Annotated in this window: 22 protein-coding genes; 10 read left to right on the top strand and 12 right to left on the bottom strand. The window is 65.6% G+C overall.

Going from position 1 to position 21,048, the window contains the following annotated elements; all coding sequences use genetic code 11:
* Positions 1-12 precede the first annotated feature (12 nt).
* The 3 genes from VF631_RS15085 to VF631_RS15075 all read right to left on the bottom strand — a co-directional run bounded on the left by VF631_RS15085 (position 13) and on the right by VF631_RS15075 (position 2,707).
* Positions 13-180: a CsbD family protein gene (locus VF631_RS15085; protein ID WP_431851145.1), complete on the bottom strand. Its 168-nt coding sequence runs from the start codon at positions 178-180 to the stop codon at positions 13-15.
* Between the two features lie 86 nt (positions 181-266).
* Positions 267-2,234 carry a protein-L-isoaspartate(D-aspartate) O-methyltransferase gene (locus VF631_RS15080; RefSeq protein WP_431851144.1) on the bottom strand — a complete coding sequence of 656 codons (1,968 nt, stop codon included), beginning with the start codon at positions 2,232-2,234 and terminating at the stop codon, positions 267-269.
* A gap of 44 nt (positions 2,235-2,278) precedes the next feature.
* Positions 2,279-2,707, bottom strand: a complete 429-nt coding sequence (locus VF631_RS15075) for a response regulator (RefSeq protein WP_431851143.1) — start codon at positions 2,705-2,707, stop codon at positions 2,279-2,281.
* Positions 2,708-2,924: 217 nt separating this feature from the next.
* Between VF631_RS15075 and VF631_RS15070 the strand changes: the two genes are divergently transcribed.
* The 4 genes from VF631_RS15070 (at position 2,925) to VF631_RS15055 (ending at position 6,873) form a co-directional block, all read left to right on the top strand.
* Positions 2,925-3,731 carry a pseudouridine synthase gene (locus VF631_RS15070; protein ID WP_431851142.1) on the top strand — a complete coding sequence of 269 codons (807 nt, stop codon included), beginning with the start codon at positions 2,925-2,927 and terminating at the stop codon, positions 3,729-3,731.
* Entirely contained in the window at positions 3,732-4,277 is a 546-nt protein-coding gene (gene rsmD, locus VF631_RS15065) for a 16S rRNA (guanine(966)-N(2))-methyltransferase RsmD (RefSeq protein WP_431851141.1), read from the top strand.
* A 76-nt stretch (positions 4,278-4,353) separates the two neighbouring features.
* Complete coding sequence (locus tag VF631_RS15060) at positions 4,354-4,530, top strand: hypothetical protein (protein WP_431851140.1); 177 nt, start codon at positions 4,354-4,356, stop codon at positions 4,528-4,530.
* Positions 4,531-4,620: 90 nt separating this feature from the next.
* The gene (locus tag VF631_RS15055; RefSeq protein WP_431851139.1) at positions 4,621-6,873 is read left to right on the top strand and encodes an ATP-dependent helicase; all 2,253 of its coding nucleotides are present in this window, start codon (positions 4,621-4,623) and stop codon (positions 6,871-6,873) included.
* Position 6,874: 1 nt separating this feature from the next.
* Here VF631_RS15055 and VF631_RS15050 read toward each other — a convergent pair whose 3' ends face one another.
* The 4 genes from VF631_RS15050 to VF631_RS15035 all read right to left on the bottom strand — a co-directional run bounded on the left by VF631_RS15050 (position 6,875) and on the right by VF631_RS15035 (position 9,964).
* Positions 6,875-7,504, bottom strand: coding sequence for a hypothetical protein (locus tag VF631_RS15050; RefSeq protein WP_431851138.1), 630 nt, complete (start codon positions 7,502-7,504; stop codon positions 6,875-6,877).
* A complete protein-coding gene (locus VF631_RS15045) occupies positions 7,488-8,330 on the bottom strand; it encodes a TIR domain-containing protein (protein WP_431851137.1) in 843 nt (280 codons plus the stop codon). The genes VF631_RS15050 and VF631_RS15045 overlap by 17 nt, the downstream gene beginning before the upstream one ends.
* Positions 8,331-8,462: 132 nt before the next feature.
* Positions 8,463-8,768: a HigA family addiction module antitoxin gene (locus tag VF631_RS15040; RefSeq protein ID WP_431851136.1), complete on the bottom strand. Its 306-nt coding sequence runs from the start codon at positions 8,766-8,768 to the stop codon at positions 8,463-8,465.
* A gap of 425 nt (positions 8,769-9,193) precedes the next feature.
* Complete coding sequence (locus tag VF631_RS15035; protein ID WP_431851135.1) at positions 9,194-9,964, bottom strand: TonB family protein; 771 nt, start codon at positions 9,962-9,964, stop codon at positions 9,194-9,196.
* A 132-nt stretch (positions 9,965-10,096) separates the two neighbouring features.
* Between VF631_RS15035 and VF631_RS15030 the strand changes: the two genes are divergently transcribed.
* The 5 genes from VF631_RS15030 (at position 10,097) to cysK (ending at position 14,714) form a co-directional block, all read left to right on the top strand.
* Entirely contained in the window at positions 10,097-10,747 is a 651-nt protein-coding gene (locus VF631_RS15030; protein WP_431851134.1) for a hypothetical protein, read from the top strand.
* A 124-nt stretch (positions 10,748-10,871) separates the two neighbouring features.
* On the top strand, positions 10,872-11,579 hold the full coding sequence (locus VF631_RS15025; protein WP_431851133.1) for a hypothetical protein: 708 nt from the start codon (positions 10,872-10,874) through the stop codon (positions 11,577-11,579).
* Positions 11,580-11,642: 63 nt separating this feature from the next.
* Positions 11,643-12,488: an alpha/beta fold hydrolase gene (locus VF631_RS15020; RefSeq protein ID WP_431851132.1), complete on the top strand. Its 846-nt coding sequence runs from the start codon at positions 11,643-11,645 to the stop codon at positions 12,486-12,488.
* Positions 12,489-12,528: 40 nt separating this feature from the next.
* Positions 12,529-13,797 carry an MFS transporter gene (locus VF631_RS15015; RefSeq protein ID WP_431851131.1) on the top strand — a complete coding sequence of 423 codons (1,269 nt, stop codon included), beginning with the start codon at positions 12,529-12,531 and terminating at the stop codon, positions 13,795-13,797.
* Entirely contained in the window at positions 13,794-14,714 is a 921-nt protein-coding gene (gene cysK, locus VF631_RS15010; protein ID WP_431851130.1) for a cysteine synthase A, read from the top strand. Before VF631_RS15015 ends, cysK begins: the two co-directional genes overlap by 4 nt.
* 4 nt (positions 14,715-14,718) lie before the next feature.
* On the opposite strand, the gene phhA is transcribed toward cysK, so the two are convergent.
* Positions 14,719-15,549, bottom strand: coding sequence for a phenylalanine 4-monooxygenase (phhA, locus tag VF631_RS15005; protein ID WP_431851129.1), 831 nt, complete (start codon positions 15,547-15,549; stop codon positions 14,719-14,721).
* 238 nt (positions 15,550-15,787) lie between these two features.
* Between phhA and VF631_RS15000 the strand changes: the two genes are divergently transcribed.
* Positions 15,788-16,642, top strand: coding sequence for an ATP-grasp domain-containing protein (locus VF631_RS15000; protein ID WP_431851128.1), 855 nt, complete (start codon positions 15,788-15,790; stop codon positions 16,640-16,642).
* On the opposite strand, the gene VF631_RS14995 is transcribed toward VF631_RS15000, so the two are convergent.
* The 4 genes from VF631_RS14995 to VF631_RS14980 all read right to left on the bottom strand — a co-directional run bounded on the left by VF631_RS14995 (position 16,635) and on the right by VF631_RS14980 (position 21,033).
* Positions 16,635-18,137, bottom strand: coding sequence for a PH domain-containing protein (locus VF631_RS14995; RefSeq protein WP_431851127.1), 1,503 nt, complete (start codon positions 18,135-18,137; stop codon positions 16,635-16,637). The two genes, VF631_RS15000 and VF631_RS14995, sit on opposite strands and share 8 nt — an antisense overlap.
* Positions 18,134-18,601, bottom strand: coding sequence for a PH domain-containing protein (locus tag VF631_RS14990; RefSeq protein ID WP_431851126.1), 468 nt, complete (start codon positions 18,599-18,601; stop codon positions 18,134-18,136). The genes VF631_RS14995 and VF631_RS14990 overlap by 4 nt, the downstream gene beginning before the upstream one ends.
* Before the next feature lie 206 nt (positions 18,602-18,807).
* Positions 18,808-20,601, bottom strand: a complete 1,794-nt coding sequence (locus tag VF631_RS14985) for an acyl-CoA dehydrogenase C-terminal domain-containing protein (protein ID WP_431851125.1) — start codon at positions 20,599-20,601, stop codon at positions 18,808-18,810.
* Positions 20,602-20,619: 18 nt separating this feature from the next.
* Positions 20,620-21,033 carry a MerR family transcriptional regulator gene (locus tag VF631_RS14980; RefSeq protein WP_431851124.1) on the bottom strand — a complete coding sequence of 138 codons (414 nt, stop codon included), beginning with the start codon at positions 21,031-21,033 and terminating at the stop codon, positions 20,620-20,622.
* Between the last annotated feature and the right edge of the window lie 15 nt (positions 21,034-21,048).

The raw sequence follows: 21,048 nt of genomic DNA, 5'->3' as shown, positions 1-21,048 counted from the left end.
GATTGTGAGCGCTCACAGCTTGTTGATGACGCCCTTGATCTTGCCTTTAATTTCCTGGCCGTCGCCTTTCAGCTCCTGCGCCGCGCCTTCTTCCCGAACGCGCTCGTTGCTGCTGCCTTGCTTGAGGTTGCCGGCGACCTGATTGCCCGCGCCCTTCAGCTTGTCGGTGAATTCGCCCATTGCTCTACTCCTCGTACCTGTCGGCGCGCCGGAACTGGCGCCGATCCGAATGGGCAAGGAACGCGGCCCCGCTCGTCTCGGTTCCGTTACAACCCGAACGGGTACATCTCCTCCTCCGCGCCCGCGGGCTGCTCAGGCCCATCCAGCGGCGTCACCGCTGTCGTCTCGTCGAACCACACCCAGGCGTCGAACTGGTTGGGCAGGACCGCCTGAGCATAGTGGCTCCAGCGCTCGGTTTCCGGGCGGTAGATCACGCCGATGAAGCGCTCCAGCCGGGCTTCCAGCAGCGGCTCGATCAGCGCGTCGGCCTGCTCCTCGCGTAGGTCGAGCAGGAAGCGCTCGATGCCTGCATCGTGGCACTGTCGTTCGTAGCTGCCGGCGAGTGACGGCCGCACCTGCTTCACCTCCATGGGATCGTCCCAGTCCGTCGCTGCCGCCACGGTGCCGGTGTGGGTGCCGAAGCCGATCAGCCGCGCCTGGTGGCCCCATTTCTCTTTGCACAATTGCCCGATGTTGAGCTCGTCCCGCTGCTGGCCCATCTCGGTATGTGCGGCGTTTCCGATATGGCTGTTATGCGCCCAGACCACCGCCTTCGCGTCCGGGCCCTTGGCGTCGAGCAGCTGGCAGAGCGTCTCGAACATGTGCGTGTCGCGCAGGTTCCAGCTCTCCGCCGCGCCGTGATACATGACGCGGTAATAAGCCTCAGCATTGGCGACCAGCCGCGCATTGGCCGCAGCGTCGAGATATTCGTCGCCATTCTCCTCGACATATTCGGCGCGCTTACCGAGCAGCTCGCGCAGCATTTGGACGACCTGCTGCTCGCATTGCGCATAGCCCTTGGTCAGCGCCATCCGGCCATAGCTCTGGGGATTGCGGGCGTAGGGCCCGAGGCACCCGTAACGCTCGCGCGCCACTGCCGCGGCTTCCGGATCGACATCGTCGAGATAGTCGATCACCGCCCGTATCGAGCCGCCGAGATTGTACAGATCCAGGCCGTAGAAGCCGGCCATCCGCTCGGCCTCTACCACCCCATTTCGGCTGCGCATCCAGCGCACGAAGGCCTGCACGTCGGTGTTGCGCCACATCCAGGTCGGGAAACGCTCGAACGCCTTCTCCTCGCCCTCGCGAGGCGGGCGGTTACGGACATAGCGGTCGATCACCGCCGCGTCCGGCCAGTCCGCCTCCACCGCCACAATCGTGAATCCATGCTCCTCGATCAGCCGTTGCGTGATCGCCGCGCGCGCCCGGTAGAACTCGCTGGTGCCGTGGCTCGCCTCGCCGAGCAGCACGACCTTGGCGTCAGCGAAGCGATCGAACAGCGCACCGAAGGCCGGGTCATCCAGCTCGGGCAGCGGCTCGGCATGGTCGCGGATCAGCTCGGGCAAGGACCGCGGGTCCGCCCGTTCGCCCTTCTCCGTCCAGGCATGGGCGCCGATCAGCGGCACGAAGCGGACCGCGCCGATCTCCTCCTGCTCGAACTCGTCCTCGCTGGTCCGGGTCACCTTGACGAGCTTCTGCACCTCCTGCGGCTCGCCGACCGGCATGACCAGCCGCCCCCCCACCTCCAACTGCATCAGCAAAGGCTCCGGGACATGGCTCCCACTCGCCGAGACGATGATCGCGTCGAAGGGCCCCTTGTCGGGATAGCCGCGCGTGCCGTCGCCTTCGTAGATCGAGACATTCTCGTAACCGAGCCGCTCCAGCCGCTCGCCCGCGATCTTCGCCAGTTCCTCATGCCGCTCGATCGCGATCACTTCGTCCACGACCCGCGCGATCAGCGCCGAGGCGTAGCCGGAGCCCGCACCCACTTCGAGCACCTTGTCGGCGGAGCCGAGCTCCGCCGCCTCCATCATGAGTGCAACGATGTAAGGCTGCGAAATGGTCTGCTCCGCCTCGATCGGCAGCGGCCCGTCCTCGAACGCGAACTCACGAAGGTGCTCCGGCACGAACGCCTCGCGCGGAACCGTGCGGAAGGCGTCGAGGATCGCCGGGTCCGAGATGCCGCGAGCAGCGATCTGCTTCTCGACCATTCGGGCGCGGGCGGCTTCTGTCATGGCGGAGCAAACGGCCGCGATGCGGGCGCGTTCCTGGGCAATCCTCAGGCTTCTTCGTGGAGGCTCAACCCCGCCGGCAGCCGCTTCACTCGCTTACCCTGCATCATCTCATCGACCGCTTCGAGCGCGGCTTTCAAGCCCTTGTCGCTATACGGCTTGGCCAGCCAGCCGACCGCAAGCTTACGCGCTTCCTCCGGCAAGTCCGCGGTCACGAACAGGACGGGGACGTTCCGGGCCGCCGCGGCGCGCGCAACGTCGGTGCCGTCGCCATCGCCCGACAGGCTGATGTCGCTGAGGACCAGATCGATCTGCTCTTCATCGATCAGGCGGGTGGCGTCTTCCAGATTGTCGACCGTCCCGACGACCTTATAACCCGCCTCGCCGAGCAGATGCTCGTTGTCGAACGCGACCAGCGGCTCGTCTTCGACGACGAGGATCCGGCTGATCACTCTTTTACGCTTACCGAACATCATGGGGGTGCCCTGTTCCTTCCTCCCGCGTAACGAGCATTCGGGCGACTTGTGCCGGAGCCGCCAAGCGATTCGGCGCGTTCCGCCTTCGACACACATCAAACCCGATCACTGTTGCACGGAGAACACTCTGCCCCCGCCCCCATCCCCCCGCGAAGAACAACGTATCGCCAAGCTGCTCGCCCGAGCAGGGGTCGCCTCGCGCCGCGACATCGAGCGCATGATCGCGGATCGCCGAATCTCGATCGACGGCAAGCCGGTCGAGACGCCCGCGACCCTGCTCACCTCGCTGCGCGGCGTCACGGTGGACGGCAATCCCGTCCAGGCTGCGGCCCCCGCCCGCCTGTTCCGCTATCACAAGCCGACCGGGCTTCTGACAGCGGCGCGCGATCCCAAGGGCCGGCCGACCATCTACGACAAGCTCCCGCCCGGCCTGCCGCGCGTGATGCCGGTCGGGCGGCTCGACATGAACACGGAAGGGTTGCTGCTGCTCACCACAGACGGCGAGTTGAAGCGCCAGCTCGAACTCCCCTCCTCGGCGGTGGAGCGCACCTACCGCGCCCGCGTGTTCGGCGACGTCAGCCAGGAACAGCTCGAGCAGCTGATCCACGGTGTCGAAATCGAAGGCATCCGCTATGGTGCGATCGACGCCAATCTGGAGCGCCGCACCGGCCGCAACGGCTGGGTCGAAATGCGCCTGACCGAGGGCAAGAACCGCGAAGTCCGCCGCGTGCTCGAATATCTGGGGCTCCAAGTCTCCCGCCTGATCCGCGTCGCCTACGGCCCGTTCGTCCTCCAGGACATGCCCGCCGGCGCCGTCGACGAAGTGCGGCAACATGACCTCGTGATGTTCCGGAAGACAATGAAAAGCCCCTCTCCCCTTGTGGGAGAGGGTAAGGGAGAGGGGCGCGCCGCGTCTGCGGCGCAGGAGACTCAACGGGCCCCGTCGAAAGCGCCGGTCGCGGCATCGAGCCGCGCCCGCCGCTCCCCCTCTCCCAACCCTCTCTCACGAGGGGGGAGGGCTTAGATGAGGATCATCGCCGGTGAATGGCGCGGCCGCCCGCTCGTCGCGCCCGAAGGCCGCGCCACCCGCCCGACCAGCGACCGCGCCCGGGAAGGCCTCTTGTCCATGCTCGCCAGCCGCCTCGGCAGTTTCGACGGCCTTCGCGCCGCCGACCTGTTCGCCGGCACCGGCGCGCTCGGCCTGGAAGCCCTCTCGCGCGGCGCCGCCCATTGCCTGTTCGTCGACAATAACGGCAACGCCGTCGCCGCGATCGAGCGCAATCTGAAGTCCTTCGTCGCCGACGATCGTGGCGACGTCCGCGCTCAGGCCGTCGAATATGCCCCGCCGCCGCCCGCGCCCTGCAACCTCGTCTTCCTCGATCCGCCTTACTCGGCCGGGATGTCCGAAGCCGCCCTCGCCCGCATCGCCAACCCCGCCTGGCTCGCCCCCGGCGCCCTCGTCAGCCTCGAAACCGACCGCACCCGCCCCGCCCCGCCGCCCGGCCTGGAGATCGAAACCGAACGCCGCTTCGGCAAAGCGCACCTGACCCTGTTCCGCTGGGCCGGCTGAGCGCGTTCGTCGCTCCGGCGGCGACGCCCGTCACATTGCGCTCGCCCCGTGCTCTTGATTGTCCAAAGCACGTCAAATGAGCGCTCCCGGCCCGGACCCGAACATCGATTGCCTCGCCCGCGCCCTCGCGGCGAGCGCCGGGCTGAACTGGGAGCGGCTCGATCACTACCCCGGATTCACGCGTGGCCGCTGGCGCTCGGAAGCCGAGCGGCTCATCGGCAAGATGGGGCGCCGGGAGAACCGGGCCGCCTAGCTCTTAACTCAGGCGAAAAGGTTGCCGAGCGCCGCTCCGTTCCCTAGCTGTTCAGGGGTGACCCAAGCCGTAGCCGCGACATCTGATCCCATGGCCGAACCCGCTTATCTGCGCGGCCTCAACGCCCCCCAGCGCGAGGCGGTGCTGACCACCGAAGGCCCGGTGCTCGTTCTCGCCGGCGCCGGCACCGGCAAGACGGCGGCGCTTACCGCCCGCCTCGCCCATCTGATCGCTACCCGCCGCGCCTGGCCGTCCGAGATCCTTGCCGTCACCTTCACCAACAAGGCCGCGCGCGAGATGCGCGAGCGCGTCGGCCGCATCGTCGGCGACGCGGTAGGGGGCATGCCCTGGCTCGGCACCTTCCACTCCGTCGCCGCCAAGATGCTGCGTCGCCATGCCGAGCTGGTCGGGCTTCAGGCCAATTTCACAATCCTCGACACCGACGACCAGCTCCGCCTGCTCAAGCAGCTCATCACCGCCGCCGATCTCGACGAGAAACGCTGGCCCGCCCGCAGCCTCGCCGGCCTGATCGACCGCTGGAAGAACCGCGGCTGGACTCCGCGCGAAATCGACGCCGCCGAGAGCGAAGCCTTCGCCAACGGCAAGGGCGCGCAGCTCTACGCCGCCTATCAGGAGCGCCTCAAGACGCTCAACGCCTGCGATTTCGGCGACCTGCTGCTCCACATGCTGGTGATCCTGAAGACCCACCGCGACGTGCTCCAGCACTATCAACAGCGTTTCAAATATGTGCTGGTCGACGAGTATCAGGACACCAACCAGTCCCAATATCTCTGGCTCCGCCTGCTCGCCCAGGAGCGCAAGAACATCTGCTGCGTCGGCGACGACGATCAGAGCATCTATTCCTGGCGCGGCGCGGAGGTCGCCAACATCCTTCGTTTCGAGGTCGACTTCCCCGGCGCCGCGATCATCCGGCTCGAGCAGAATTACCGCTCCACCCCCCACATCCTTGCCGCCGCGTCCGGCGTCATCGCGAACAATGGCGGCCGCCTCGGCAAGACGCTCTGGACCGAGGAAGCGCAGGGCGAGCAGGTCAGCGTGATCGGCGTCTGGGACGGGCCGGAGGAAGCGCGCCGCATCGGCGAGGAGATCGAACGCATCCAGCGCCCCGGCGGTAAACTGGACTCAGTCGCGATCCTAGTCCGCGCACAGTTCCAGACGCGCGAACTCGAAGACCGCTTCATCGCAATCGGCCTGCCTTACCGCATCGTCGGCGGCTTCCGGTTCTACGAACGCGCCGAGATCCGCGACGCGCTCGCTTATCTGCGCGTCATCGCCCAGCCCGCCGACGATCTCGCCTTCGAACGCATCGTCAACACGCCCAAGCGCGGCCTCGGCGACAAGGCGGTCGCTAAGGTGCACGGCTTCGCGCGCGCCGCCGGCGTCTCGCTCTTCTCCGCCGCCGCCCAGATCCTCGACACGGACGAGCTCGCGGGCGCCGCCCGCAATTCGCTCGGCCGCCTCGTCGCCGACTTCGCCCGCTGGCGCCAACGCCTGAACGAGCTCCCCCATCCCGAGCTCGCCCGCCTCGTCCTCGACGAGAGCGGCTACACCGCCATGCTCCAGGCCGACCGCTCGGCCGAGAGCGCCGGCCGCCTCGAGAACCTCACCGAGCTTACGCGAGCCATGGAGGAATATGAGACTCTCGGCGCGTTCCTGGAGCATGTCAGCCTCGTCATGGAGAATGACGCCGAGCGCGATGTCGAGAAGGTCACGATCATGACCATCCACGCCGCCAAGGGGCTGGAGTTCGACACCGTCTTCCTCGCCGGCTGGGAGGAAGGCGTGTTCCCCTCGCAGCGCTCGCTGGACGAAGGCGGCACGGCCAGCCTGGAGGAGGAGCGCCGCCTCGCCTATGTCGCGATCACCCGCGCGCGGCGAAAATGCTTCATCATCCACGCCGCCAATCGCCGCATCTACGGCCAGTGGACCAGCTCGATCCCGAGCCGCTTCGTCGCCGAACTGCCCGCCGCCCACATCGCCCAGGAAACCACAATGAGCGGCGGCGAGAGCCTATGGCGCGCCAACTGGTCCGAGCGCGCCGATCCCTTCGCGGACCTGCAACGCGGCTCCGGCCGCGGCCCCGGCTGGCAACGCGCCGCGACCGGCGGCTTCGAACGCACGCCTCCCCGCGTGGTGGAAGCAAGAGCCAGCGCCGTCAGCCTCGGCAACCCCGGCCGCACCGACATCGCCCTCGGCGCCCGCGTCTTCCACAGCAAGTTCGGCTACGGCAATGTCGCGCAGATCGAGGGCAACAAGCTCGAGATCGACTTCGAGCATGCGGGTAGGAAGCGGGTACTGGATAGCTTTGTGAGTTTGGGATGAGCTACTCTCGCAACCCCAAATTGTCCCGATTCGCCAGATGGGCAACCGCAAGACCGTTGTAGTCAAACCAGTTCCGTGTCGTGCTTGCCACTGCCCCTATTGTCGCTTTGAATTGCTCCAGCGTCGCTCCGCCGAGAACGTGACTCGAAAACGTATTGAAATACGCACGAGACTCACAGCGGGCGAATACGTCAAAGGGTCGGAAGCGTCGACCTGCAAACACTAGACTTCTCGGATACCAGCCTCTTGTGGGTTCCTGGTCGGCTAAGGAAGAACGAAGCAAGAGAATAAAGTCTGCCTGCATCATATCTTCGAATGAGGGATTCGCATTTCGATGCGCCTCCTCCATGAGGTCAGCTTGCAGATCGATTCTGTTCAGCTTAAGTCTTTGGGTGCGTCGAGTTAAGCTTTCAGCATAAGTATTGAATATAGAAAAGTCGGAGGTCGTCCGTCCCCCTGATGTTTCTTCCCGGCGGACGAGATATGGTTTTGATAGGGCCTGCCCTAATAGGTCAAATCGTTCCTCTGCAAGGAGCGCGCCACAAAACGCTAAGAAAGCCTCGTAAACAACGATCTTGTACGGGTCGTATTGCCACGCATGCCACCTACTCACTTCAGGTCCACGAAACATCAGCGTTCCTAAGCCCTTCGAAAAGGCTTAACAGTCGCTGAGCCGCAACTCCGTCATATCGCGCGATAATCAGGGTGAGGTCGGTGATCTGCCTAACGTAGGGCCTAAGTTGCTCGACCGAACGCAGAACAATCTCATCCGCTTCCTCCTCGTCGGAGAAGGAGGGAACTCGATTGCTCATCTCTGAGATCACTGCCTCGGCGAACTCCCGCGTGGCTGCAGCGGCCGCGGGGCTTCCCTGCTTGATGGCACTTTCAGCCCGCCGCAGTTTCGACGTGGTGCCCGTTGTGGCAGAAGTCTCCGGGTCTACTATAGAGGAAGGAGGTTGGCCTAGCTTCGGCTTGATGTACCTAGGCTTGCCCAACAGCCAACGAAGCAGTTCCTCGTAACTACTTTCGTCATTCTCGGATGAGGTGAAGTCAAAGTAGATACGCCCGCCGTAGAAAGATGGTCGATAAGCTTTACCATTCTCGTCTAGCTCGGTGACGATCGCGGCATATTTGTCCTGTTTCGTATTATTGTACAGTTCAGGCGTGATTATCTGTGCCTCTGCGCCGACACCCCCGGAGCGTCCGTCTGCTTTTTCGGCGTAAGCCTTGTCACATACCATGATAACTTTGCTCACGTCCGGGTCGCTGACCATGCCCTCCATGAACGCGTAAGCGTCGTGCCCGGGACGCAGATCCCACTTGTCCAGCACCACGTTTATGCCGTCCTCCACAAGACGGCTTGCGAGGGCTATGACCCAAGCTTCGCGCGTTGGAGACGACCACGAGTAGGACATGAAGGCCTTGATGGCCTTAGAGGTGGTTTCGCTTGCGTCCATTTAGCAGGGTCCTCGTGAGGATCGTTGCACAGCGTGAGTGGCCTTCAACTATCGTGAGTTTACGTATCGACATCCGGGGAACACGGAGTTCCGGGCGAATTCAGGGACACAGTGCCTATTCCGATTCTTGTCCTACGCCGCCCCGATAGTTATTCCCTCCTCCCGCGCCCGCACCCCTGCAAGGGCGTGGGCAGCCTGCATCCGCATCAGCGTGTCGGCCTTGAGCCCGAACGCCTTTTCAAACCGGATCGCCATTTTCGCCGACAAGCCCGCTTTGCCGTTGAGCAAATTGCTTGCCGCCCGCCGGGTCACGCGCAGCCGCTGGCTGAGCGCAGTGACGCTCAGCCCCGCCGGCTCGACGATCTCTGTGCGCAGCCACGTGCCCGGATGCACCGCGAAGCTGCCGTGAAGCTTGGCTGGCATGGCGGGCGGGTTCATCTCATCTCCTGGATTGCGGTGCAACTCGGAGCGGCAGCGAATGCACTACTCGATGACCGAAGCTCGGGCGAGGTGGTTCGAGCTTGCCCGCCGTGCGGAGGCCGGAGAGGAGGTCGTACTCATGCGATACGGTCGTGCCGTGGCATCCCTGCGGCAGACGAGCTCGGTGGCTCCTCCACCGCCGACGGGCAGCCAAGCGCCCACGCGGGACTGAACTAAGCGTCTGAATTGCTGTCCTACAGCAACCCTTTCGATCCATAGTGAGGCGGTGCCGAGTCGCGCACCCGCTCTTTTTAAAGTTTAAGGTCGGAGATCCAGCTTCTTGAAGCGGCTCGAAATCAAGCGTGGACCGTGAACATCGTGAACTTCGCCACCGCTCGGCGTGATTTGATCGGTACGTGGCGTGACCTTCGTCACCTTCGCCCTCACTCATCGTCAGGGATCGTCGCTTCCTCCCAGCGGTCCGGCTCCACTCGCGCCTCCCACTCGTGGCTGCCGCTGATCGTGAACGGCACAGGTCGTCCCCATTCGTCGCGGGCGGGGCGGTAGCGGAAGCGTTGCTGGATCAGGCGGCAGGTGCCGGTGTCGAGTTCCCGCTCGCCGCTCGAGCGGGTGACGGTGCAGCTCGACACGCGGCCCGTCGGCGCCACCACGAAGCGCAGCCCGACGGTGCCGCCGCGGCACGTCTCCGGGTTCCGGCAGGGTATGTCCCGGTCGTAAATGCGCCCCGCGATCTGGCGCGGTCCGGTCGCGACACCGCCGCCCCCGCCGCCGCCCGTGCCGTTGCCGCCGCGCCCGCTGCCCAGGCCATTGCCCTGCCCGCCCGCGCCCGTTCCGGGGCCCGGCACCGGAGCCGCGCCGGCACTCGCCTGCGCCCCCGGCCCGGCGATTGGCGCCGCCACCACCGGAGTCGGCACCGGCAGCTCGATCCTGCGTTCCGGCGCGACGATCTGGGTCGGGCTGGACTTGAGGTTGGGCGGAGCGGCCGCGCCCTCTTCTCCTTTCGGAGCCGGCTTGATCCGGGGCGCCTTCTCCTTGCTCTTCTGAGGCGGCGGGATCGGTTCGGGCAAGGGCGGCGGGGGCGGCGCCTCGCTGATGTCGAACATCTTGAGCCGGTCGTCCGCGATCTGCGCCACATCAACGCCCAGCCCCACGATCAGCGCATAACCGAGCAATGCATGAAACACGGCGACCACGGCCGCCGATCGGATCCGGTCCTGTTTGTCTACTCGATGCACGGCATCACTCGCGCCATTGCTGTCACGCCCCCTTTACCACGCGGAGATGAACGCTAGGCCATATGGAATGGGAACACGGGGTCTAAGAACATGAAAAACAAGCAATGGCTGGCCGCCGCCGCGGCGTTGGGAGGCGTGGCGACGGCCGCCGGCGGGCAGCAGGCTCCAGCCGTGGGCGGAGCGGATTGCGAGCTTCACGTCTGGCCGGCCGGCGATCTCAAGGCCGTTACCCAGGGCTGGGTGTTCAATCACACGCTCAACCAGGCCTTCGATCTCGCGAAAGGCGGGACCGCGAAGCCGGCCGTGCTCGCCCCCGAACGCCAAGTCACGTTGCTTCAGGCCATGGACCTGCCGATGGCGCTCAAGCTGCCGCCGCAAACCCGGGTCGTGATGCATTCCGAACCGCTCCCGCGCAGCCGGGAAGGCGCCAAGGAACGTCAGTCCCCGTCATCATCGCCTTGCTATTCCGAGCTGGTGGTCAGCCAGATCTTCTACGATGACGCGCCGATGGCGCGCGGCGGGCTGAAGACGCTGGCGCTCTATCGCGTTTTTGCCGATGCGCCGCTCCTCCGGACGAGCTTCGCGACCTGGACGGAGACCGAACTCAGCACCTTTCCGGCCAAGTCGGCGGCCGAGGCGCGTGCGGCCGACGAGGAGCTGATCCTTGCCTATCGCAGCAACCTGCGCGGCTTTGCCGGCCACGCACTCGCGCCGCCGAAGAAGAAGGGCCGCAAGAACTAGGGATTTGCTGCAACACTCCGGAAGCAAAGCCTTTTCGGCGACCGCTCGATCTCGACAGGGAAAACCGGGGCGCTAATTTGCCGGCGCTCGGCAGCGATGCCGAAGGGGAATTGAGGGGACTGACATGATTTCGGGAAACAAGCCGGCCTTGGCGCTGGCGATCGCTGCCGCCGTTCTGGGAACCGCGGCCTCTGCGCAGATGCAGGAAGCGGCCGTACCCTCAACGGCAGCCTCGGCCGCGAGCGAATGCGAACTGCACGTCTGGCCGGCGGAGCGGTTCAATGCGATGACCACCGGATGGCTGAGCGGCTTCGGCGTCGTCGGCGCGGTGGCGGACGCGGCCGGCAATGCCGACAAGAACAAGGACAATCGCACCCAGATCGCGGCTGCGCTCGATTCTCAGGGTCAGGTCGACGCGCTGACCTCGATGAACCTGGTCGAGTTGCTCAAGGCGAAGCCGTCCAGGATCGTGGTCCATTCCGAAGCGCTGGACCGCAAGACCATCAACAAGATCGACACCCGCCGCGCCCAGTCGACATCGCCTTGCTATGCCGAACTGATCGTCGCCGACGTCTTCTACCACAAGGCGGCGATATACGGGCGGTCGCTCAAGACGCTGTTCATGTACCGCAATTTCGGCACGTCCGAAAAGAAGCCTGCCATCTACAAGGCGTGGGGCGGCAACGGCCTGAAGCTCTTCCCGCCCAAGGACGGCGAAGACGTGCAGGCTGCGAACAGCGAACTCGTCTCCGTGTTCAAGGCCAATTTCGAGGAATTCGCCAAGAACGCCCGCGGCAATGCTGCGACTTCCGGCAAGACTGCGGCCCGATAAACGGGGAACCTGCGTCGGCACGGACGCTTTGCGCTCATTGCCAACAATGAGCGGAGGGCGGACATGCCGTATTTCGAAGCGCGCGACGGGACGGAGATCTACGTCAAGGATTGGGGTCATGAGGGCGGCCGACCGGTCGTCCTGATCCATGGCTGGCCCCTGTCGTCCGACAGCTGGGACGATGTCGCCGTGCCGCTTGCCGACGCGGGCTATCGCGTTCTGGCCTATGACCGGCGCGGCTTCGGGCGCTCGGACCAGCCGTGGGAAGGCTACGATTACGACACCTTCGCGGACGATCTGGCGGATGTGCTCGAATCGGCGGAGATCGAGGGCGGCGCGGCGCTGGTCGGCTTCTCGATGGGCGGCGGGGAGGTTGCGCGCTACATGTCGCGGCACGGCGGCCAGGGCGTCACCCAGGCGGTGCTGATCGGGTCGGTGGTGCCCTATCTCCTCAAGGGCGACGACAATCCCAACGGCGCGGACGCATCGGTGTTCGAGGGCATCAAGGTCGGCATCCGGAAGGACCGCCCCGATTTCTTCCGCAGCTTCTTCAAGGCCTTCTTCGGTGTCGGCGTAATCAGCCATCCGGTATCGGACGCGACGCTGGACTGGGCCTGGCGGCTCGCGATGCAGGCGGGCCTCAAGGGCACGCTCGACTGCGTCGATGCGTTCGGCACCACCGACTTCCGCCCGGACCTCGCCAGCTTCACCGTTCCGACCCTGGTGATCCACGGCACTGCTGACGCCACCGTCCCGATCGACGCTTCCGCCCGCGCCGCTGCGGCCGGCATCAAGGGCGCGCGGCTGATCGAATATGACGGCGCCCCCCACGGCCTGTTCGCAACGCACAAGGATCGGCTTACGCAGGACCTGCTCGAGTTCCTGAGAAGCGGGACGGCAACGGTCTGAACGGTTGTCGCCCGAGGAGCCGGCCCGTAAGCGCGGGCCGGTGAGCTCGCCCTTCTCGATCCCGAACTACCGCTATTACTGGCTCGCCCGCCTGCTCTCGATGCTCGCCGGATCGGCGATGATGCTGATCATCGGTTGGCAGGTCTACAACATCGCGCGGGAGACGATGAGCCCCGCCGAAAGCGCGGCGCAACTCGGCCTGGTCGGACTGATCCAGTTCGTGCCGCTGTTCGCGCTGACCCCCGTCACCGGCTGGATCGCGGACCGGCTCGACCGGCGGCTGATCACCCGGCTGACGCTCGGCGCGCAGCTGGCCTGCGCCGCCCTGCTCGGCTGGCTGACCTATACGGATGCCCTGTCACTCCCCGCTTTGTTCGCGGTCGCCGCAGTGCTCGGCGTTGCCCGCGCCTTTGCAGGCCCGGCCTTCGGCGCACTGGCGCCCAACCTCGTTCCATCCGAGCTCCTGCCCAAGGCCATCGCGCTGAGCTCGACCGCCTGGCAGGTCGGCCTGATCGTCGGCCCGGCGCTCGGCGGCCTGTTGCACGATTGGCAGTCGGCCGCGCCCTACGCGCTGAGCGCAGTCCTGTTTGCGATCGCGATCCTGGCTATGTCCCTGATCGGCCGTGTGCCGCGACCAGAGGTCGATCGGGAGCGGCACCCTATCCGGCAGATGATCGACGGCCTCTCCTACGTCCGGACCAACCGCCTGGTGCTCGGCGCAATCACGCTCGACCTGTTCGCAGTGTTCCTTGCCGGATCGACCGCCCTCCTCCCGATCTACGCCCGCGACATCCTGAGGGTCGGTTCCGAGGGTCTCGGCCAACTCAGCGCCGCGCCGGCGGTCGGGGCCGCGCTCACCGCCCTCCTCTTCTCGTTCCGGCCGATAAAGCAGGGCGTCGGTACCAAGATGCTCGTCGCCGTCGTCGTGTTCGGAATTGCGACGATCCTGTTCGGCCTGTCCACCTCCTTCCCGCTCTCGCTCTTGTGCCTCTTCGTGGTGGGGAGCGCGGACATGTTCTCCGTCTATGTGCGCCAGTCGCTCATCCAGCTCCACACGCCTGACGCGATGCGCGGCCGGGTCGGCGCGGTCTCCCAGCTCACCATCTCCGCATCCAACGAACTGGGCGATGCCGAATCCGGCTTCCTTGCCGCGGCGATCGGCCCGGTCGCCGCGGTGGTCGCGGGCGGCGTCGGCGCGATTGCGATCACTCTTCTCTGGGCGCGGCTGTTCCCGCAGCTCAGGCTTGCGCGAAGCTTCGATCCTCCCGATTTGAGCGGCGAGTTACGACCCAAGGAGACGACGACATGAAGGCGGGCAGCATTCTCGATACGATCGGCCGGACTCCCCACATCAGGGTCAACCGCCTGTTCGGCAACGCCGAGGTCTGGATTAAATCGGAGCGCGGCAATCCCGGCGGGTCGATCAAGGACCGCATCGCGCTTGCCATGGTCGAGGATGCCGAACGGAGTGGCGCGCTCCGGCCCGGCGGCACGATCGTCGAGCCGACCAGCGGCAATACCGGCATCGGCCTCGCCATGGTCGCAGCGGTTAAGGGCTACAAGCTCGTCCTGGTCATGCCCGAAAGCATGAGCCTGGAGCGGCGCCGCCTGATGCTGGCTTATGGTGCCACCTTCGATCTCACGCCCAAGGAAAAGGGAATGAAGGGCGCAATCGAGCGCGCCGGCCAGATCGTGGCCGAGACGGACGGCGCCTGGATGCCGCAGCAATTCGAGAACCCGGCCAATATCGAAGTTCATCTGCGTACGACGGCGCAGGAAATCCTGGAGGATTTCCGGGACTCGCCGATCGACGTGATTATCACCGGCGTCGGCACCGGCGGCCACATCACCGCCTGTGCCCAGGTGCTGAAGAAGGAATGGCCGAACCTGAAGATTTTCGCGGTCGAGCCGACACTCTCGCCGGTCATTTCCGGCGGCGAGCCGGGTCCGCACCCGATCCAGGGCATCGGCGCGGGCTTCGTGCCGAAGAACCTGCACACGAATCTGATCGACGGCGTGATTCAGGTCGATCCCGCCGATGCAAAGGAGATGGCCCGCCGCTCCGCTCGCGAGGAGGGCGTGCTGGTCGGCATCAGCTCGGGCGCGACGCACGCGGCAATCGCGCAGAAGCTGAAGGAGCTGCCGGAAGGCGTGCGCATCCTCGGCTTCAATTACGACACCGGCGAGCGCTACCTGTCCGTGCCCGACTTCCTTCCGGAGCAGTGAGCTTTCAGACCACCGCCGGATCGAGATCGGGCAAGCTGTCAAGTTCGCCGTAAAGCTCTTCCAGGCCGTGGCTGAAGGTGCGGCCGAGAAGGTCTTGGAAGCTGTCGATCACGAAGTAGCTCTGCTGGAAAGCATCGGAGCGGTAGCGGGTGCGCAGGACGCGGGTCAGGTCGAACTTGGGACGATGCGGAACATCGCTTTCGAGCGAGAAGCGGGTCTCGCCGAAGCTGGACAGGATGCCCGCGCCGTAAATTTTGAGGTCGCCGTCCTCGCGGGCAAGGCCGAATTCGACGGTGTACCAGTAGAGCCGCGCCAGTCGGTGCAAGGCGCCCACTTCAAGCGCGTGAAGCCCGTGTTTTCCAATGCCCTGCATGAAGTCTGCCACTTCCGGCTGAGCCAGCAAAGGCACATGGCCGAACACGTCGTGAAAGACGTCCGGTTCTTCCAGATAATCGAGCTGGCTTGCCTTGCGGATGAAGTTTCCAGCCGGAAAGCGGCGGTTGGCGAGGTGATCGAAGAAGATGTCGTCAGGCACCAGGCCAGGCACCGAAACGACGGTCCAGCCGGTGCGGGCGAAAAGGCGTTCGTTGAGCTCCTCGAGTTGCGGGATGCCCGGATGTGACAGCCGCAGTACATCGAGCCCCTCGTGGAAAGCGCGCACCGCGCGGCCGGCGAGCAACTCCTGCTGCCTGGCGAAGAGAAGATCCCACACCCCGTGTTCTTCGGCCGTGAACCGCTCCCAATGCTGCGGAATCGTCCAATCGGCGGCGGCCCCAGGCGGCGGAGCGGAGCGGGCCGGTTCGGTACGGCCGGCGACGAGTTCTTCGATCAACATGAGATTCTCCTGAAACGAAAAACCCCGCCCGGAGTGCCGGACGGGGTGGATGATGCGTGCCTTCTTCAGATGCGCGTCAGCCGGGTCCCGCCCGTGCCATCCGGTACACATAATAAGCCGCAGCCGCGCTAAACGCCTGAAAAGAGGCCAAAGACCGGAAGGGTGCGGGTGCAATCACGGCGTTCCTCCTGCCCGAGCGCGTCTTGCCCGTCAATGAACGCGCCGCTAGCCGCGCCCGATGGCCGACATCGCGATCCTCACGCCCGACCCCGCCGACCAGGGATTCCAGACGCGCTGGCGCGATCTCCTCGCGGAGCTGGCGGCGCCGTTGCGGGCGAGAGGCCATCAGGTCTTGGGGCCCAGCTGGACCGATTGCGAGGCCCAGCGCTTCGACATCATCCTCCCGCTGCTAGCCTGGGGCTATCATCGCGCCGGTGCCGACTGGCAAAGCGCAACGCGGCGCTGGGAGGCGGCAGGCCTGCGGGTGCTCAACCCGCCATCGGTGCTGCGCTGGAATGCGGACAAGGTGTATCTCGGCCGACTGGCGGAGCGCGGGGTTCCGGTCACGCCGACCTTGTTCACGGACCGGCTCCGCCCGGATCAGCTTGCCGAAGCCGCGAGCCGCTTCGGCACCGAACGCCTGATCGTCAAACCTCAGGTCTCCGCCCTGGCCTGGCAGACGATCCGCTGGTCACCCGGCGATCCGATCGACGAGGGGCCGACGGGCCCCGCGATGATCCAGCCCTATCTGCCGGCGATCGAAGAGAACGGGGAAGTGTCGCTCATCTATCTCTCCGGGGCGTTCAGCCATGCGATTCGCAAGCAACCGCAGGCCGGCGATTTTCGTGTCCAGCCCGAATACGGCGCGGTCATTGGAGCCGCCATGCCCACTCCGGACGAGCTCGCCGCGGCCGAAGCCGCGCTGGCCGCCGGCGAGGAGCCCCTGCTCTACGCCCGCGTCGACTTGGTCCGCGACCTGCAGGGACGCCCGGTGCTGATGGAACTGGAGCTTGTCGAGCCCGACCTTTACCTGCGTTTCGATCTCGCTGCCCCGGTCCGCTTTGCCGACGCGCTCGACGCGGCGCTCACCTAAGGCCGCCATTCTCATCCGGGCGTCCGCGGCCCTGACGGAGCGTGCCGAGGATGGCGTCCCTTAACTCCCGCGCACGCTCCATGCGCAGGTCGACGATGCGCGGTCCACCGAGCAGCGGCGCGCCGGCCGTGTCGATCGACAGTGTGGCGAGACCGAGCCGGCGTTGCAGGAAGGAGCGGCTGACACTGACCGTCTGCGCATTGGCCACCGGCAGCGCCCACATCCGCCGCCGCCAGAAGCCGGCCTGGACGAACAGGAGCTCGCCGGAAAGCGCGTATCGATGGTAGCGCCGGCCGAGGAAGGCCCCTCCCAGCAGCAGCGGCAGGAGCGGGAGGAAATACAGCGCCTCGGGCCGCCATACCGCGCTTACGCCGATCGCCAGCGCGGGTAGCAGCATGACCCGTATCGCGGACCGGAGGATGTGACGGCTCGACACTTGCTCGAGCGCGGTGTGACCCGGCAGCCTGAGACCAGGCAATTCCGCCACGATCGCGTCCACCTCCGGCGTGCGCGCGAACGGCGCGGCGGTCTGCAGCCCGCCCTGGCCCTGCCCGGAACCGAGCGTCTGCAGCATCAGCTCGAAGATACCGAGGCTCCTGCGCAACGGGCCCGTCGCCAACAGCGCCAACTGCACCCGTCGCTTGGGGATCACCACTTCCGTGCGGGTGAACAGGCCGCGGACGCGTCGGAGTCGCTTGCCTTCGACAAGCAGGCGGAAGCCCCAGTCCCGCAAGGTGGTGCGAACGATACCGGTGAGGAAACCGAGCAGGAAGGCGAGCACCAGCCCGGCCAGGATCGCGCTGACCGCAATCCGGCCGGGGAGACGCTGCTCGGCAAGGCCGATCCAGCGCTCGGCATCGTAGAGGTCGAACGGCAGCCAATCGTCGAAGGTCTGAAGGAGGCCGAACAGACCAGCCACCCAGAGCAGCGAAAAGTTGAACGGCCCGGAGGCGAGCACCCGGCCCGGTCCCATGGCGAACACCATCCTGCTTTCCGGCTGCAGCGGGAGATCGGGTGACAAGCCGGTCTTCTCGGCCACGCCTACCTGTCCAGCTCGGATAGCCTGCCTAAGTCGATCGACCTCGCGGAGCGTCACACTGTCGAGCACGCCTTCATCCTTGCCGCCCGCGCCCGTCTCGATCTTGATCTTAGCCAGACCAAACAGTCGGTGCAGCGGACCACGCTCGATATCCAGGTCCTGAATGCGCTCGAACGGGATGCTGCGTCGGTTGCGGCTGAACAGGCCGCTTTCGATCAGGATCTCGCTTGCCCCAACGCCGTACTGGAAGCGGCGCCAGGCCAGCCACTGCGTGAAGCCGAGCACCACCACGGAGAGCAGGACGAGCAACGCGATCAGGCCCCAGCCTACATCGGACATTAGGGCGAGCACGGCCGGTAAACCGATCAGCGTCCGTGGCGCCTCCTTCAGGAATCGAACGGCAATCGTTCCGGGGTGGAGACGCTTGTCCGCAACCGCGGCCGTCTCCCCGCTCATTCGGGCTCCTGCCGGATCTGAGCCCGAATTTCGTCGCGGATGCCCTCCGCCGTGGTGCGGGACAGGCCCGGTAAGACAACCCGGTTGTTCATCGTGCCCGCGGTATGAAGGACGAGCCTGGTGACGCCGAACGCACGCTCGAGCGGCCCCTGCGCGACGTCCAGATGCTGGACGCGGCGGAGCGGGACGAGCGTCTCGATATGGGTCCACAGACCGTGGCGCAGCAGGAGCTCTTCAGTGTCGAGCGCGTAGCCCCAGGACCGGTAGCGTCGGACCGGCCCGATCAGCGCCGGGTAAAGAAGCAGGATCCCGAGCGGGCCCAGGATCGCGAATGGCGAAACCCCCGTTTCGTCCCGGGTCGCAAAGGCCGGGATGAAAGCCATCGCGAGGAGCAGCAGCGCGAGCACGATGCCACGGACCAGCATCACGCCCAACTGGCCCTTTTCGAGCGGCTTCAAGTCCATTGCGTCCCCCCTGCCCGCGAAGAAGCCTCTCTCCCCTCGCGGGAGAGAGGTTGGAGAGAGGGGGTCACCTGAGCAGGCTCAATGCCTGCTCAGGTGAAGCGCGGCTCCGCCGCGCGCGCCGCTTTGCGGCGCTCACCCTCTCCCAACTTCGCCTAAGCTCCTTTGTCGCTAAGGCTCCGTATCCCTCTCCCGTCAAGGGAGAGGGGCTAGAACGCTTCGACCGGCAGCGCCATCAGGCTTTCGGAGCCAGCCTCGATCTGACGCCGCAGCGCGCCGGCTTCGGGCATCAGGCGCTCGGCATAGAAACGGCCCGTGACGAGCTTGGCGCGGTGGAAGTCGGCATCCTCGGCGCCGTTGGCCAGCACCGCCGCGCTCGCCTTGGACATGCGCAGCCACATCAGGCCGAGGCAGACGATGCCCATCAGGTTCATGTAGCTGTAGGCGGCCGCGCCCGCATTGTTCGGGTTGGTCATCGCATTCTGCATCAGCCACATCGTCGATTTCTGCAGCTCACCGGTCGCGCGCTCCAGGCCGGCGGCAATGGACGCCAGCTCCGGATCGGCCTTGGCTTCGGCCACTTCGGTCGCGACGATCGCAAACAGCGCCTGCACAGCGCGGCCGCCATTCTGGCCGAGCTTGCGGCCGACCAGGTCCATCGCCTGAATGCCGTTTGTGCCTTCGTAAATCTGGGCGATGCGGACGTCGCGGACGAACTGGTCCATGCCCCATTCGCGGATATAGCCGTGCCCGCCATAGACCTGCTGCGAATTAACGGCGACCTCGAAGCCCTTGTCGGTGAGATAGCCCTTGATCACCGGCGTGAGCAGCGAGATCAGATCGTTGGCGGTCTCGCGCTCCTCTTCCGTCTGCGCCTTGCGGCTGAGATCGACCTGCAACGCGCCCCACAGGATGAGCGCGCGCGCGCCTTCCATCAACGCCTTGCCTTCCATCAGCATGCGGCGCACGTCCGGGTGGACGAACAGGGTATCGGCCTTCTGGTCGGGCTCGGCCGCGCCGGTCAGCGCACGGCCCTGGCGGCGATCCTTTGCATATTGCACCGCGTTCTGCCGCGCGACCTCGCCCTGGGCGAGGCCTTGCAGGCCGACGCCGAGCCGGGCCGCGTTCATCATGATGAACATGGCGGCGAGACCCTTATTCTCCTCGCCGATCAAATAGCCGGTCGCGCCGTCATAGTTCATCACGCAGGTCGAATTGCCGTGAATGCCCATCTTGTGCTCGATCGAGCCGCACGTGACCGGGTTGCGCGCGCCGATCGCGCCGTCGTCGCCGACCATGAACTTGGGCACGATGAACAGCGAAATTCCCTTCACATTGTCCGGCGCGCCCGTGATCTTCGCCAGCACCAGGTGGATGATGTTCTCGGACAAATCATGCTCGCCGGACGAGATGAAGATCTTGGTGCCGGTGATCTTGTAGGAGCCGTCGGACTGAGGCTCGGCCTTGGTCTTGATGAGCCCGAGATCGGTGCCGCAATGCGGCTCAGTCAGGTTCATCGTGCCGGTCCACTGACCGCCGACCATCTTGGGCAGCCACTTGGCCTTCTGCTCGTCCGAGCCCTTGACCAGGATCGACGCAATCGCGCCTTGGGTCAGGCCGTTATACATCTCGAAGCTGTGATTGGCCGCGCACAGATATTCCGAGATCGCGGTCGAGACGACGTGCGGAAGCCCCTGCCCGCCATATTCCTCGGGCGCTGAAAGCGTCGTCCAGCCATTGGCGACGAACTGCTCCCAGGCATCCTTGAAGCCCGGCGGCGTCGTCACTGAACCATCCTCGTGGCGCGTGCAGCCGTGCTCGTCGCCAATGCGGTTGAGGGGTGCAAGCACCTCCTCGCAAAAGCGCGCGCCTTCGCCCAGCACCGCATCGATCATGTCGGGCGTGGCGTTCTCGAAACCGGGCAGATTCGAGTAGCGCTCGAGCCCAAGCAGGTGATCCATGATGTAGCGCGTATCGCGAACGGGGGCGGTGTAGACGGGCATGAATGCTCCTCGGGACAGCTAGTTCTTGGGGTCGGCGATCTGCGCGATGAAGCCGGTAAGCTCGCCAATGGTCGAGTCGATGTCGCGGCGCTGCTTCTCGAGCAGTTCGATCCGCTCGCGACACTTGGAGATGGTCACGCGTCGCTGCGCCTCACGGCCGTCGTCGCGGTCGTAAAGGTCGATCATCTCGCGAATGTCGGCGAGGCTGAAGCCGACCCGCTTGCCGCGCAATATCCATGCGAGGCGCGCACGATCACGCCAGCTATAAACGCGCGAAAGGCCGACGCGCTTGGGTGCGATCAGCCCCTCATCCTCGTAGAAGCGGAGCGCGCGGGCGGTGACCTCGAATTCCTCGCACAGATCGGTGATGGAATAGGTGTCGGTGCTCGAGTCCGCATGGCGGAAATCGGAGTGGAGCGCGGATTGCGGCATGCGCATCCAACTACT

Source organism: Allosphingosinicella sp., from assembly GCF_036387615.1.
Classification (GTDB): Bacteria; Pseudomonadota; Alphaproteobacteria; order Sphingomonadales; family Sphingomonadaceae; genus Allosphingosinicella.
The sequence above is the reverse complement of the archived record's forward strand: the minus strand, read 5'-3'. Positions and strand labels throughout refer to the sequence as shown.